Source organism: Tessaracoccus coleopterorum, assembly GCF_011174705.1.
Taxonomy (GTDB): Bacteria; Actinomycetota; Actinomycetes; order Propionibacteriales; family Propionibacteriaceae; genus Arachnia; species Arachnia coleopterorum.
The window spans coordinates 632,685-645,313 of sequence record NZ_JAANIJ010000001.1; the positions used below are offsets into that span (position 1 = coordinate 632,685).

The following is a 12,629-nucleotide window of genomic DNA, read 5'->3' on the forward strand; positions in this document are numbered from 1 at the left end:
ACCTCGTCGAGAGCCAGCACCCCGGGGAAGGCGACCGAGACGCCGCGCAACTCGATCAGGGGTTCACTCATGGGTGGGCCTTCCGGGCGGCCCGGACGACTCCCGAACCTTGAGCTCGACCGCGAGCTTGGTGCGCATCGGCACCTCGCGTCCCTCCACCGCCGCGATCAGCACGCTGACCGCCTTCGAGCCGAGGGCATGGAAGTCCTGCCGCACGGTGGTGAGCGGAGGCAGGAAGTGCGCGGTCAGCGGCAGGTCGTCGAAGCCGACGATGCTCAACTCATCGGGGACCCCGATCCCCCGCTTCGCAAAGCCGTGGATCAGCCCGAGCGCCATCTCGTCGTTGGCGGCGAAGATGGCCGTGTAGTCGGGGCGCCGCTTCAGCGAGATCGCGTAGTCGTAGGCGAAGTCCGCACTCCAGTCCCCCACCACGATGGGACGCTCACGCAGCCTCCATTCCTTGGCGCGGGCATGGAACGCGCGCTCACGCGCCCGGGCGTCGAGCCAGTCCAGCGGGCCCGAAAGATGCAGCACGTCGCGGTGCCCGAGCTCGGCGAGGTGGTCGACGACCATGGATGCACCCTGCTGCTGATCCACCGATGTGGTCAGGAAGTTCGCATCACCGTCGGCCTTGATGGCGAGCAGCGGAAGGCCCACGTTGAGTTGACGCAGCGCGGACAGGGACGACGACCGGGGTGCGATGACGCACAGCGCGTCGACGCCCTGTCCCTTGAGTTGGTCGACCGCCTCGCGGGTGTTGCCCTGCTCCTCCGAGTGGACGCTGACCGAGGTGATGGAGTAATCGACCTCGCCGGCGGCAAGCTCGATGCCACGGAGCGTGCTCGAGGGGCCGTATGCCGTGGACGCCTCGACGAGAACCCCGATGCGTCGGTTCCGCTGGGTGGCCAGTGCCCGGGCGGCGCTGTTCGGCCGGTAGTTGAGTTCCTCGATGACGGCGAGGACCTTGGCCCTCGTATCAGGCCTGATGTTGGGGTGGTTGTTCAGGACGCGCGAGACCGTCATATGTGAGACCCTGCGACGGACGCAACATGGCGGATGTTGGGTCGCTCGGGTACGTTCTCGGTCACGTCTGCCTACCTCCACCGCAGAGCATAGCGTCGCCGCGCCGCGTGGCGTGGCGCGGAGCGGCCCGCCACCGCTCGGGCAGGGCGCCGCTCACCCCGATCGGGTGCAGGCGGGTCGCCCCGGGTCAGTCGAGCAGGGTCCGGTCGGAGAGGCTCGCACCCTTGATGAGGGAGAACTCCTCCAGGAGCCGCTCGGCGGTGATGGTCTTCTTCGCCTCCGCGTCGACCTCGAGGACGATGCGCCCCTCGTGCATCATGATCAGCCGGTTGCCCAGCTCGATGGCCTGGTGCATGTTGTGGGTCACCATCAGGGAGGTCAGGTTGCCCCGCGCCACGGCCTCGCCCGTCAGTCGCGTGATGAGCTCGGCGCGCGACGGGTCGAGCGCCGCCGTGTGCTCGTCCAGGAGCAGGATCGACGGCTTGGCGTAGGTCGCCATCAGGAGGCTGAGCGCCTGGCGTTGGCCACCTGAGAGCATCCCGACGCGCATCTGCAGCCTGTTCTCCAGGCCGAGCTCCAGCGTGGTGAGGGCTTCACGGTAGACGTCCCTGCTCGCGCGGGTCACGGCCATGCCGAGGCCGCGGCTCTGGCCCCGTTGGAAGGCGATCGCGAGGTTCTCCTCGATCGTCAGGTGCGGCGAGGTGCCGGCCATCGGATCCTGGAAGACCCGCGCGACCCAGGCCGCACGCTTGTGTTCGGGCGCCTTCGTGACATCCCTGCCGTCGATCACCACCGATCCGCCATCGGTCGGGTACCTGCCCGAGATGACGTTGAGCATGGTGGACTTGCCCGCACCGTTGGACCCGATCACGGTCACGAAGTCGCCCTCGTTGAGGGTCAGGCTGAGCGAATCGAGCGCAACCCTCTCGTTGACGGTGCCAGGGAAGAACCGCTTGGTCACGTTGTCGAGCTTGAGCATCAGCTGGCCCCTCTGCGACGGCGCGGGAGGTCCTGCGCCGGATCCGCATCTGCTTGAACGGCTTGAGCTGCGGCACCACGAGGGCCGCCACCACGAGGATGGCCGAGATCAGCTTCATGTCGTTCGGGTTGAGACCGACCAGCAGGGCGGCCTGGATGACACCGCGGTAGATGATCGAGCCGAGAACGGCTGCCAGGATCGCCTGCCACACCGAGGTCATGCCGAAAATGGCCTGCCCGACGATGACCGAAGCGAGGCCGGCGACGATGATGCCGATACCCATCGAGATGTCCGCGAACCCCTGATACTGCACGATCAGAGCGCCGCAGAGCCCGACGAGGCCATTGGAGATCATCAGCCCCATGATCTTCGTGCCACCGGTGTTGATGCCCTGCGAGCGGGCCATCAGTTCGTTGTCGCCGGTCGCCCGCAGCGCCACGCCGTAGCTGGTGCCGAGGAACCAGTACAGCGCGGCGCCCACCACGAGGGCGATGGCCGCGAAGATCGCGACCGACACCCAGGTCCGTAGCAGGCCCTGGTCACGCAGCCAGGAGAACGCCGTGTCCGCGCGGAGCAGCGGGACGTTCGCCTTGTTCCCCATGATGCGCAGGTTGATCGAGTAGAGCGCGATCTGGGTGAGGATGCCCGCCAGTAGCGGATTGATGTTGCCCCAGACATGCAGCAGGCCGGTGATCGCACCCGCCAGCATGCCCGCGACGACACCTCCGAGCATCGCAATCGGCACCGGCAGCCCCGCCACGATCAGCATGGCGCAGGTGGCCGCGCCGGTCGTGAAGGAGCCGTCCACCGTCAGGTCGGGAAAGTCGAGTACCCGGTACGTGAGGTAGACGCCCAACGCCATGATGGCGTAGAGGAGTCCGAGCTCGAGAGCGATGATCATGGATCAGAACTGCTTCGTGGCGCGCGAGACGATCGCCTCGCTCAGCTCGAGACCCTGGGCCTTCGCCGCGGTCGGGTTGACGAAGAGGTCGAACTCCTTCTGCGTCTCGACCGGGAACTCGGAAGCCTTGGCACCTTCAAGGAGCTTGATCATGATGGTGGCCGCATCCTTGCCCTGCTGGGTGTAGTTCACCGAGAGGCCAGCGGCGGCGCCGCGCTCCATGGTCGACTCGTCGGAGGCGAACACGGGAATCTGCTTCTGCTCACCGATCTGGATGACGGACTCCGCGGCCGAGACCACCGTGTTGTCCGTGGGGATCAGGAACGCGTCGACGTCGAGCGACTCGGCGGCCTGCTGCACCTCGGAGGAGTTGGTGACGGTGGCCTTCCTGATCTCGATCCCGAACTCGCCCGCGGCCTTCTCAGCCTCGGCGACCTGGACCTCGGAGTTGACCTCACCTGAGGAGTAGACGATGCCGACTGTCTTGACGTCCGGCAGTGCCTCCTTGACGAGTTGCAGCTGCTCCTTCATCGGGTTGAGGTCGGAGACGCCCGTCATGTTGGCGTCAGGGGCGTCCCAGCTGGGGACGAGCTCTGCGGCCACGGGATCGGTGACGGCCGCGAAGACGATCGGCTTGTCGGTGATCGTGTTGGCCAGCGACTGGGCGGTCGGGGTTGCGATGGCGAGGAAGCCGTCGTTGTCCGACGCCGCGAAGGTCGATGCGATGTTGGTGAGCGTCGCCTGGTCACCCTGAGCGTTCTGCTCGTCGAAGGTCACGTCGATGCCTGCCTCGCTGAAGGCCTGCTTGAAGCCCTCCGCGACGGCGTCGAGCGCCGGGTGCGCGACGATCTGGGCGATACCGATCTTGTAGGACTTCTTGGCGCCGGGGTCCCCTGCGCCTTCCGACGTGGTGCCGCCACAAGCGGTCAGCGAGACGGCGGCGAGGATGCCGAGGGCGACAGCGGCCTTGAGCTTCATGGTTCTCCTATAGCAGTTTGTGCGGCTCACAGCCTAGGTAACGCTGGCCCCGACGCGCGGCCGCGTCCACGGGTCAATATGTGGCGATCCGACCTTGACACCCGTGTCCCGGCAGCAGGAAAGGGACCCCGGGAAAATCCCGGGGGTCCCTTTTCAGGTACGTCAGATCACTTCGACGCTTCGGTCTCCGCGACCTCGGCCTCCACGACCTCTTCGGCCTCGACCGAGGTTTCCTCGACCTCGACCGGGGTCTCCTCGACCTCGACCGGGGTCTCCTCGACCTCGACGGCCTTCTCCTCGGCCTTGGCGGCCTTGGCCGGCTTGGCCTTCGGGCCTCGGTGATGATCTCGATCACGGCCATCGGCGCGTTGTCACCCTTGCGGGGGCCGATCTTCGTGATGCGGGTGTAGCCACCCTCGCGACCCTCGAGAAGGGGGCGATGTCGTCGAACAGCTTCTTGACGAGCTTGTCCTTGGCCTTGACCGGCTTGCCCAGTTCCTGCTTCTTCTCGAAGAGGCTGGCGAGCACGAGACGACGCGAGTGCAGGTCGCCGCGCTTGGCCTTGGTGAGGATCTTCTCGGCGAAAGGCTGCACGCGGCGGGCCTTCGTCTCGGTGGTCGTGATCCGGCCGTGCTCGATGAGCTGGCTGGTCAGGTTGCGCAGAATCATGCGCTCGTGCGTGGGGCTGCCGCCCAGACGGGCACCCTTGGTTGGCTTGGGCATTGTTTGGATCTCCGTGAATGTTTAGGTGGCTAGTGCGCGATCAGTACTGCTCGGTCTCGGCGAAGTCCGTGTCCTCGGGCTCTTCGTCATAGCTGGCGATCGCCTGCAGCGGGTCGAAGCCCGGGTGCGAGTCCCGCAGCGCGAGGCCGAGGCCCGCGAGGGTCTCCTTGACCTCGTCGATCGACTTGGAGCCGAAGTTGCGGATGTCGAGCAGGTCCTCTTCACTGCGGGCGACGAGCTCACCCACGGTGTGGATGCCCTCACGCTTGAGGCAGTTGTAGGAACGCACCGACAGCTCGAGGTCCTCAACCGGAAGGCTCAGGGACTCGGCGATCTGCTCGTCCACCGGGGACGGGCCGATCTCGATACCCTCAGCGTCCACGTTCAACTCACGGGCGAGGCCGAACAGCTCCACCAGCGTGCGACCGGCCGAAGCGACGGCGTCGCGCGGGGCGATCGACGGCTTCGACTCGACATCGATGATCAGCCGATCGAAGTCGGTGCGCTGGGCGACACGGGTGGCCTCGACCTTGTAGGTGACCTTGAGAACCGGCGAGTAGATCGAGTCGACCGGGATGCGGCCGATCTCGGCGTCGGGGTTCTTGTTCTGCACGCTGGACACGTAGCCGCGTCCGCGCTCGACCACGAGCTCCATCTCGAGCTTGCCGTTGTCGTTCAGCGTGGCGATGTGCAGCTCCGGGTTGTGGATCTCCACACCGGCCGGAGGCTGGATGTCACCAGCGGTGACGGCGCCGGCGCCGGCCTTGCGCAGGTACATGACGACGGGCTCGTCCTCCTCGGAGGAGAGCACGAGGCCCTTGAGGTTGAGGATGATCTCGGTGACGTCCTCGACGACGCCCTCCAGGGTGGAGAACTCGTGCTGGTTGCCCTCGATCTTGATGCTGGTCACGGCCGCGCCCGGAATGGACGACAGCAGGGTGCGACGCAGCGAGTTGCCAAGCGTGTAGCCGAAGCCCGGCTCCAGCGGCTCGATGATGAACCGCGAACGGAAGTCGGAGACGACCTCCTCGGAGAGGGTGGGGCGCTGTGCGATAAGCATGGACTGTTCCTTCCCGCGTCAACCACCATTTGATGACGCGATATGAGGCGTGGTCACGGGCTGCGACCACATGTGTTGCGGTGGCCCGGAGGCCACCGCAACGTGGGTTGACTTACTTCGAGTAGAGCTCGACGATCATCTGCTCAGCAACGTCGACCACGATCTGCTCGCGGACGGGGAGCTGGTGCACCAGGATCCGCATGCGGTTCGGTCGGGCCTCGAGCCAGGCCGGAACCGCGCGCTCGCCGTGGGTCTCACGGGCGATCACGAACGGAGTGAGGTTGAGCGACTTCTCGGCGACATCGATGATGTCGTGAGCACGCACCCGGTAGGAGGGATGTTCACGCGCTGGCCATTCACCAGGAAGTGGCCGTGCACGACAAGCTGACGGGCCTGACGACGCGTGCCGGCGAAGCCGGAGCGGTAGACCACGTTGTCGAGACGGGACTCGAGGATCTGGAGCAGACGGTCACCGGTCTTGCCGGGGTGACGGTCGGCCTCTTCGTAGTAGCGACGGAACTGCTTCTCGAGCACGCCGTACGCGTAACGCGCCTTCTGCTTCTCCTTGAGCTGCAGCGAGTACTCGGAATCCTTGGTGCGACCGCGTCCGTGCACACCCGGGGGTACGGACGACGCTCGAACGCCTTGTCGTTGCCGACGAGGTCGGTCCCGAGACGACGGGACTTCTTGGTCATTGGGCCGGTGTAACGAGCCATTTTTTAGGTCCTTATCCTTTCTCGGGCCGAATCAGACGCGACGGCGCTTGGGCGGACGGGTGCCGTTGTGGGGCACGGGGTGACGTCCGAGATGGCGCCGACCTCGAGGCCGACAGCACCCAGCGAACGGATCGCGGTCTCACGGCCGGAGCCCGGACCCTTGACGAACACGTCGACGCGCTTCATGCCGTGCTCCATGGCGCGACGGCCTGCAGCCTCGGCTGCCATCTGAGCGGCGAACGGGGTCGACTTGCGGGAGCCCTTGAAACCGACGGTGCCGGCAGAGGCCCACGCGATCACGGCACCGGTGGGATCGGTGATCGAGATGATGGTGTTGTTGAAGGTGCTCTTGATGTGTGCCTGGCCGGCGAGCACATTCTTCTTTTCCTTGCGGCGCACCTTGGTCTTGGCGGCCGCCTTGCGGCTTGCAGTAGCCATAAAGTCTTTCTCCTTGAGTCCTTAAGAGGCGCTCACCCGAGGGTCAGCGAGCCTTCTTCTTGCCAGCGACGGCCTTCTTCTTGCCCTTACGGGTGCGCGCGTTCGTCCGGGTGCGCTGACCACGGACGGGGAGGCCGCTGCGGTGGCGACGACCCTGGTAGTTACCGATCTCGACCTTGCGGCGGATGTCGGCCGCGACGGAGCGGCGCAGGTCGCCCTCGATCTCGAAGTTGCCTTCGATGTGGTCGCGCAGAAGGACGAGCTGGTCGTCGGTGAGCTGGTGGACTCGGAGATCGCCGCTCACACCGGTGGCGGCGAGGGTCTCGGCGGCACGGGTCTTGCCGATGCCGAAGATGTAAGTGAGTGCGACCTCAAGGCGCTTGTCGCGCGGGAGGTCAACACCAACGAGGCGTGCCATCAGGCGGTACCTTTCCATGAAATTCGGTCCTGGTTCTCTCAAACCCGGTCGCGGACCGCGAAGGTGTGTGGCGCGACGCGTCCCGCCGCCTGTGACACCATTCTTCGGGTGTCGACGGGGCCTTGGCCTTCGTCCAAGGGTGGAACTCCCCGAGGGAGCCTTGCGTTCACGTTGTTTCAGTTGTTGTCGGCGGGGTGGGGACCAACCCTTTCCGCAATGATCTGCTCGGCCCCGGGCAGGCCGGCCAGGGATCAGCCCTGACGCTGCTTGTGCCTCGGGTTCTCGCAGATCACCATCACACGACCGTGCCGGCGGATGACCTTGCACTTGTCGCAGATCGTCTTGACGCTCGGCTGAACCTTCATTCGAGCAACCTTTCAATCGGCGACTGGGGAGCACCTGTGAGGGGGCCCAATCGGATGGTGAGTGGCCGAACAGCCCGGGCACGCGGATACGGTTCCGGGCATAGACGACCGACGAGACAGTCTAGGTCACGCCGCGCACGGATCCCAAATCCTGGGTAGACGAAAGCGCGCCCTTCCCGTAAGGGGTGGGCGCGCTCAGACGTGCGGTGGGGCGGTCTACTTGTGACGGTAGACGATGCGGCCGCGGGTCAGGTCATAGGGAGAAAGCTCCACGACGACGCGGTCGGCAGGCAGGATGCGGATGTAGTGCTGGCGCATCTTGCCACTGATGGTGGTGAGGACCTTGTGACCGTTGGCAAGCTCGACGCGGAACATCGCGTTGGGAAGCGCCTCGACCACGGTGCCCTCAAGCTCGAGGGCTCCTTCTTTCTTCGCCATGTACTCTCAATCGTTCAGGTCCGGCGGTTGCCGGATGATACTCCAATCGTGCAGTTTACGCTCACGCGCGCCTCCCCGCCAAATACCGGTCACGCACACTAGCCTTGCCCCATGCCGTACTTCGCCGTGAACTACACCTACGTCCCCGATTCCGACGCGCTGGATCTCGTCCGCCCCAGACACAGGGCCTTCCTCTCCTCGCTCGTCGGCGACCCTCTCGTCGCATCCGGCCCGTTCGTCGGCGCGGAGCAGCCGGGCGCCCTGCTGCTCTTCCGCTCCGACACGGCCGACACGGTCGTCTCGCACCTCAACTCCGACCCCTTCTGGCAGGAGGGACTCATCGCCGCGCGCACGGTGCAGGAGTGGAACCCTGTGATCGGCTCACTGGCCTGAGCTGATGGTCGCAGTCGGTAGGCACACCATCTACGAGGTGGCCGCCTTCGCAGGCGTGTCCATCGCGACGGTCTCGCGTGTTCTCACCAAGCCCGACGTCGTCGCGCCCGGCACGCGCGACAGGGTGCTTGCCGCCGTGCACGAACTCAACTACGTGCCCACCGGGCCGCGCGTTCCCTGGCCGCCCGCACCAACGAGGCATTCGGCCTTGCCCTGCCCGAGCTCAGCGGCCCCTACTATGCGGAACTGCTGAGCGGATTCGAGGCCGCGGCCGCCGACGGGGGTGCGAGCGTGATGCTCGTCCTCACGAGGGGAAGGGCCGACGCCGAGGGTCCGGTCCGGCGGCTCGCGGGCCGGGTCGACGCGATGGCGGTGATGGCGGGCACCGACGTCCACTCCTCCACGCTCGAGGCGCTCCGGAACAAGCTCCCGGTGGTGACCATCGCGGGAGGGAGCGGGCCCGATTCGTTCTCGACCGAGAACACGGCGAGCGCGGGGGAACTGACCGGGCATCTCATCGACGAGCACGGTCGCCGAAGGCTCGTGTTCCTCGGTGACCCGAGGAGGCCACCGACATCAACGAGCGTTACCTCGGCTTTGTGCGCGCCCACGGCGACCGTGGCCTGACGGCCGCCAGCGCGGTGCCGTGCGAGCCGACCGAGCGCGACGGCGAGCGCCTGGCCCGTGACTTCCTGATGGGACGACTCACCGCCGACGCGGTGGTGTGCGCGAACGACGAACTGGCGCTGGGACTGATGCTGACGCTCCGCGCCAACGGGGTCGAGGTTCCACGGGAGCTGTCCGTGACGGGCTGGGACGACGTCCTCGCCGCCCGTCACGTAACCCCTGCCCTCACCACGGTCAGGCAGCCCGTGCGCGAGCTCGGAGCCGTGGTCGTGCGGCGCATTGACCAACTCCTGGGCCGCGACGACCACACCCTGCTCCCCGGGCGACTGCCCACGACAGTGGTGCTGCGACAGTCCTGCGGCTGCGGCTGAGCCGGATTTCCCCAGACTCTTGTAACGGGTCCGGACGTTGTGTAGCGTCCGATGTAAGCGCTTTCGGTAAGCGCATACAGACCGGTCGAGGCCCAAGGGTGTTCCTCACGGAGACCCGCTCGGCCCCAACCCAAGGAGGCGGGACATGCGTCTCAGCCACAAGCTGATAGCCCTCGCGGCTGGCACGGCACTGGTTCTCACCGGGTGCGGCCGCGGCTCTGAAACCCCGGGTGGAGGGCAATCCCCCACCGGAGCGCCGATCGACACGGCGTCCGCGACCGGCACCCTTGAGGTGTGGGCCATGGGCGCGGAGGGCGAGAAACTGCCCGAACTCGTCAAGGAGTTCACCGCGGCGAACCCGGGTATCACCGTCAACGTGACTCCGGTGCCGTGGGACTCCGCCCACGACAAGTTCGTGAACTCGATCACCGCGGGCACCACGCCGGACGTGGCGATGGTCGGCACCACCTGGATGGGTGAGTTCGTGGGCATGGGTGCCCTCGACGCGACCCCGTCATCCATCCCGTTGGACGGCTTCTTCCCGGGCGCCGTCGACACCACGAAGGTGGACGGCACCTCCTATGCGGTTCCCTGGTATGTGGAGACCAGGATGGCGTTCTACCGCAGCGACATCGCGAAGGCCGCCGGATACGACGAGGCCCCTGCCACCCAGGACGAGTTCAAGAAGATGGCCGCGGCCATGAAGCAGCAGGAAGGCGTCAAGTGGGGCATCTCCCTGCAACCGGGCCGCACCGGCTCCTGGCAGACGGTCATTCCGCTCGCCTGGTCCAGCGGAGCCGAGATCGCCACCGCCGACGCGTACACCTTCGACACCCCGGAGATGGTGGCCGCCGTCGACTACTACGGCTCGTACTTCGCCGACGGGATCGCCAACCCCAACCCCCGGAAGGGCAGACCGAGGCCGACTTCACCAGCGGGGCCGTGCCGATGTTCATCTCCGGCCCGTGGATGATGAGCCTCGTCGAGGACATGGCCGCCCAGGACGGTGACACCGCCTTCGCGGACAAGTACGACGTCGCCCCATCCCCACCGCCAACGGTGCCCAGTCCTCGTCCTTCATCGGTGGCTCGAACCTGGCCGTGTTCAAGGACACGAAGAACCGGGACGCGGCGTGGACGCTGGTCGACTGGCTGAGCACGCCCGAAACCCAGATCAAGTGGTACGGCCTGACGAGCGACCTTCCCGCGGTGCAGTCCGCCTGGGACGACCAGTCGCTGGCCAAGGATGCCAAGCTCGCCAAGTTCGGAGAGGCGCTGAAGACCGCGAAGGTCCCGCCGACGTTCCCGAGCTTCGAGCAGGTCATCGAGTCGTTCGACAACGAGATCGAGAAGGTCGCCAAGCAGGGCCTCTCCGGCGCAGACGCCATGAAGGCGGCGCAGTCCCAGGCCGACTCCATCGGCACCGGGAGGTAGCCATGTCCGCGCCGACCGCCGCCGCAAGGCGCTCCGGCGGTGCCCGCCTGGAGGAGAGGGCGGGGTGGCTTCTCACCCTGCCTTCCTCCTGCTGTTCCTGATCTTCACGGCGTGGCCCGTCATCCAGTCGGTGTTCTTCTCGTTCACCGACATCCGTAACAAGGATCTCCGCACCCCGTTCGCCGTCGACTTCGTGTGGTTCGACCAGTACGCCAAGGCGTTGTCCGACCCGGTGTTCCAGCAGGCCGCCTTCAACACCGCCTACTTCGTCGTGGTGGGAGTGCCGCTGACCATCGTCGTCGCCCTCGCCGCCGCGGTCGCGCTCAACACCGGGATCACCCGGCTCAGGGGCTTCTTCCGGCTCGGGTTCTACACGCCCGTGGTCACGTCCATCGTGGCGGTGGCCGTGGTCTGGAGGTTCCTCCTCAATCCCGACACGGGGCTGGTGAACCACCTCCTGGGTCTCGTGGGCATCCACGGCCCCAACTGGCTCGGTTCGACCACGTGGGCGATGCCTTCCCTGATCGCCATGGCGGTGTGGCGCAACTTCGGCACCGGGATGATCATCTTCCTGGCCGGGCTCCAGGCCGTCCCGACGCAGCTGCTCGAGGCAGGAGCCATCGACGGCGCGAACGCCTGGCGGCGGTTCCGCCACATCGTGCTCCCGATCCTGCGGCCGACGCTGCTCTTCGTGTTGGTGACCACCACCATCGGCTACCTGCAGTTCTTCGAGGAACCGTTCGTGATGACGAAGGGCGGCCCCTCAACACCACCCTGTCGGCCTCGATGTACACCTACCAGCAGTTCAGCTTCGGCAATTACGGCTTCGCGGCCGCCCTCAGCTATCTCATCTTCATCGTGATCGCCATCATCACCGCGATCCAGTTCCGGTTCCTCTCCGAGAGGGGTGAGTGACATGGTGGGCACGGGAGGCCTACGGGGCCGGTGGTGGCTCTACCTGATCCTGAGCATCGCCCTGATCCTGGTGGTGACGCCGTTCGTGTGGATGGTCCTCGGCGCGTTCAAGACCTCGACCGAGCTGCGCCAGGTACCGCCCACGTGGTGGCCTGAGCACCCGACCACCGACAACTTCACGTCGCTGTTCAGCCGGCTCTCGTTCGGCACCTACTTCGTGAACTCGACGCTGGTCGCCGTCGCCGTCACAGCAGGCAACCTGTTGTTCTGCTCGATGGTCGGCTACGCGCTCGCGATGCTGAAGTTCCGCGGCAAGCGGCTCATCTTCGGCCTGATTCTCGCGACGTTGATGATCCCCGGCGTGGTCACATTCGTCCCCTGTTCGTGCTCGTCGCCAACATGGGGCTCGTCAACACGCTGCCCGGCCTCATCCTGCCGTTCCTGGTCGGCCCGTTCGGCGTGTTCCTGATGCGCCAGTTCATCATGGGGCTCCCCGCGACCTCGTGGAGGCGGCCAGGATCGACGGCGCGAGCGAGGTCGGGATCTTCCTACGGGTGATCCTCCCGCTGCTCGGCCCGGCGCTGGCCACGCTCGGCATCCTGACCTTCCTCGGGAGTTGGAACAACTTCCTGTGGCCCTCGTGGTGGCCCAGACCAACGACTCCTACACGCTCCCGGTGGCGCTCGCGCTCTACTCCACCGGCCAGAACCAGACCGAGTACGGCCTCCTGATGGCGGGAGCGACCATCGTCGTGGCCCCCGTGCTCATCGTCTTCATGATCTTCCAGCGGCGCTTCATCCAGGGCATCGCCACCACGGGCATCAAGTAGCCCTCCCGAACAAGGAGCAGAA

Annotated in this window: 18 protein-coding genes and 4 pseudogenes; 11 read left to right on the top strand and 11 right to left on the bottom strand. The window is 66.3% G+C overall.

Going from position 1 to position 12,629, the window contains the following annotated elements; translation table 11 throughout:
* Window positions 1-63: 63 nt before the first annotated feature.
* The 11 genes and pseudogenes from G7085_RS04045 to infA all read right to left on the bottom strand — a co-directional run bounded on the left by G7085_RS04045 (window position 64) and on the right by infA (window position 8,039).
* Window positions 64-1,023: a LacI family DNA-binding transcriptional regulator gene (locus G7085_RS04045; RefSeq protein ID WP_197512728.1), complete on the bottom strand. Its 960-nt coding sequence runs from the start codon at window positions 1,021-1,023 to the stop codon at window positions 64-66.
* 187 nt (window positions 1,024-1,210) lie between these two features.
* Window positions 1,211-2,002: an ABC transporter ATP-binding protein gene (locus tag G7085_RS23950; RefSeq protein ID WP_231979201.1), complete on the bottom strand. Its 792-nt coding sequence runs from the start codon at window positions 2,000-2,002 to the stop codon at window positions 1,211-1,213.
* Between the two features lie 94 nt (window positions 2,003-2,096).
* Window positions 2,097-2,903 (bottom strand): annotated as a pseudogene (locus G7085_RS23955) (ABC transporter permease); the annotation flags it as partial.
* A gap of 3 nt (window positions 2,904-2,906) precedes the next feature.
* On the bottom strand, window positions 2,907-3,881 hold the full coding sequence (locus G7085_RS04060) for an ABC transporter substrate-binding protein (RefSeq protein WP_197510054.1): 975 nt from the start codon (window positions 3,879-3,881) through the stop codon (window positions 2,907-2,909).
* 167 nt (window positions 3,882-4,048) lie between these two features.
* Window positions 4,049-4,604 (bottom strand): annotated as a pseudogene (rplQ, locus tag G7085_RS04065) (50S ribosomal protein L17).
* A gap of 40 nt (window positions 4,605-4,644) precedes the next feature.
* Window positions 4,645-5,664, bottom strand: coding sequence for a DNA-directed RNA polymerase subunit alpha (locus G7085_RS04070; protein ID WP_197510055.1), 1,020 nt, complete (start codon window positions 5,662-5,664; stop codon window positions 4,645-4,647).
* Window positions 5,665-5,776: 112 nt separating this feature from the next.
* Window positions 5,777-6,380 (bottom strand): annotated as a pseudogene (rpsD, locus tag G7085_RS04075) (30S ribosomal protein S4).
* 31 nt (window positions 6,381-6,411) lie between these two features.
* Window positions 6,412-6,818, bottom strand: a pseudogene (gene rpsK / locus G7085_RS04080) (30S ribosomal protein S11).
* Window positions 6,819-6,861: 43 nt separating this feature from the next.
* Window positions 6,862-7,236 (bottom strand): 30S ribosomal protein S13, encoded by a 375-nt coding sequence (rpsM, locus tag G7085_RS04085; RefSeq protein WP_197510056.1) that lies wholly within the window; start codon window positions 7,234-7,236, stop codon window positions 6,862-6,864.
* Window positions 7,237-7,487: 251 nt separating this feature from the next.
* Window positions 7,488-7,601, bottom strand: a complete 114-nt coding sequence (gene rpmJ, locus G7085_RS04090; protein WP_073187875.1) for a 50S ribosomal protein L36 — start codon at window positions 7,599-7,601, stop codon at window positions 7,488-7,490.
* Between the two features lie 216 nt (window positions 7,602-7,817).
* Window positions 7,818-8,039, bottom strand: coding sequence for a translation initiation factor IF-1 (gene infA / locus G7085_RS04095; RefSeq protein WP_068749455.1), 222 nt, complete (start codon window positions 8,037-8,039; stop codon window positions 7,818-7,820).
* Window positions 8,040-8,150: 111 nt separating this feature from the next.
* On the opposite strand from infA, the gene G7085_RS04100 reads away from it, so the two are divergent.
* The 11 genes from G7085_RS04100 (at window position 8,151) to G7085_RS23975 (ending at window position 12,607) form a co-directional block, all read left to right on the top strand.
* Window positions 8,151-8,432, top strand: a complete 282-nt coding sequence (locus G7085_RS04100) for a YciI family protein (protein WP_197510057.1) — start codon at window positions 8,151-8,153, stop codon at window positions 8,430-8,432.
* A gap of 4 nt (window positions 8,433-8,436) precedes the next feature.
* Entirely contained in the window at window positions 8,437-8,685 is a 249-nt protein-coding gene (locus G7085_RS04105) for a LacI family DNA-binding transcriptional regulator (protein ID WP_197510058.1), read from the top strand.
* Window positions 8,682-9,059 carry a type 1 periplasmic-binding domain-containing protein gene (locus tag G7085_RS29385; RefSeq protein ID WP_269452019.1) on the top strand — a complete coding sequence of 126 codons (378 nt, stop codon included), beginning with the start codon at window positions 8,682-8,684 and terminating at the stop codon, window positions 9,057-9,059. Before G7085_RS04105 ends, G7085_RS29385 begins: the two co-directional genes overlap by 4 nt.
* A complete protein-coding gene (locus G7085_RS29390) occupies window positions 9,032-9,430 on the top strand; it encodes a substrate-binding domain-containing protein (protein WP_197510059.1) in 399 nt (132 codons plus the stop codon). Before G7085_RS29385 ends, G7085_RS29390 begins: the two co-directional genes overlap by 28 nt.
* Before the next feature lie 145 nt (window positions 9,431-9,575).
* Window positions 9,576-10,403 (top strand): extracellular solute-binding protein, encoded by an 828-nt coding sequence (locus tag G7085_RS04120; protein WP_197510060.1) that lies wholly within the window; start codon window positions 9,576-9,578, stop codon window positions 10,401-10,403.
* A complete protein-coding gene (locus G7085_RS04125) occupies window positions 10,379-10,585 on the top strand; it encodes a hypothetical protein (protein ID WP_197510061.1) in 207 nt (68 codons plus the stop codon). The genes G7085_RS04120 and G7085_RS04125 overlap by 25 nt, the downstream gene beginning before the upstream one ends.
* The gene (locus tag G7085_RS04130) at window positions 10,510-10,863 is read left to right on the top strand and encodes an extracellular solute-binding protein (protein WP_331715920.1); all 354 of its coding nucleotides are present in this window, start codon (window positions 10,510-10,512) and stop codon (window positions 10,861-10,863) included. Before G7085_RS04125 ends, G7085_RS04130 begins: the two co-directional genes overlap by 76 nt.
* 64 nt (window positions 10,864-10,927) lie before the next feature.
* Window positions 10,928-11,725 (top strand): carbohydrate ABC transporter permease, encoded by a 798-nt coding sequence (locus tag G7085_RS04135; RefSeq protein ID WP_331715460.1) that lies wholly within the window; start codon window positions 10,928-10,930, stop codon window positions 11,723-11,725.
* 54 nt (window positions 11,726-11,779) lie between these two features.
* Window positions 11,780-12,247, top strand: a complete 468-nt coding sequence (locus G7085_RS23965; RefSeq protein WP_231979202.1) for a carbohydrate ABC transporter permease — start codon at window positions 11,780-11,782, stop codon at window positions 12,245-12,247.
* Between the two features lie 34 nt (window positions 12,248-12,281).
* Window positions 12,282-12,509: an ABC transporter permease subunit gene (locus tag G7085_RS23970; protein ID WP_331715461.1), complete on the top strand. Its 228-nt coding sequence runs from the start codon at window positions 12,282-12,284 to the stop codon at window positions 12,507-12,509.
* Window positions 12,422-12,607, top strand: a complete 186-nt coding sequence (locus G7085_RS23975) for an ABC transporter permease family protein (RefSeq protein ID WP_231980813.1) — start codon at window positions 12,422-12,424, stop codon at window positions 12,605-12,607. The genes G7085_RS23970 and G7085_RS23975 overlap by 88 nt, the downstream gene beginning before the upstream one ends.
* The last annotated feature ends 22 nt before the right edge of the window (window positions 12,608-12,629 follow it).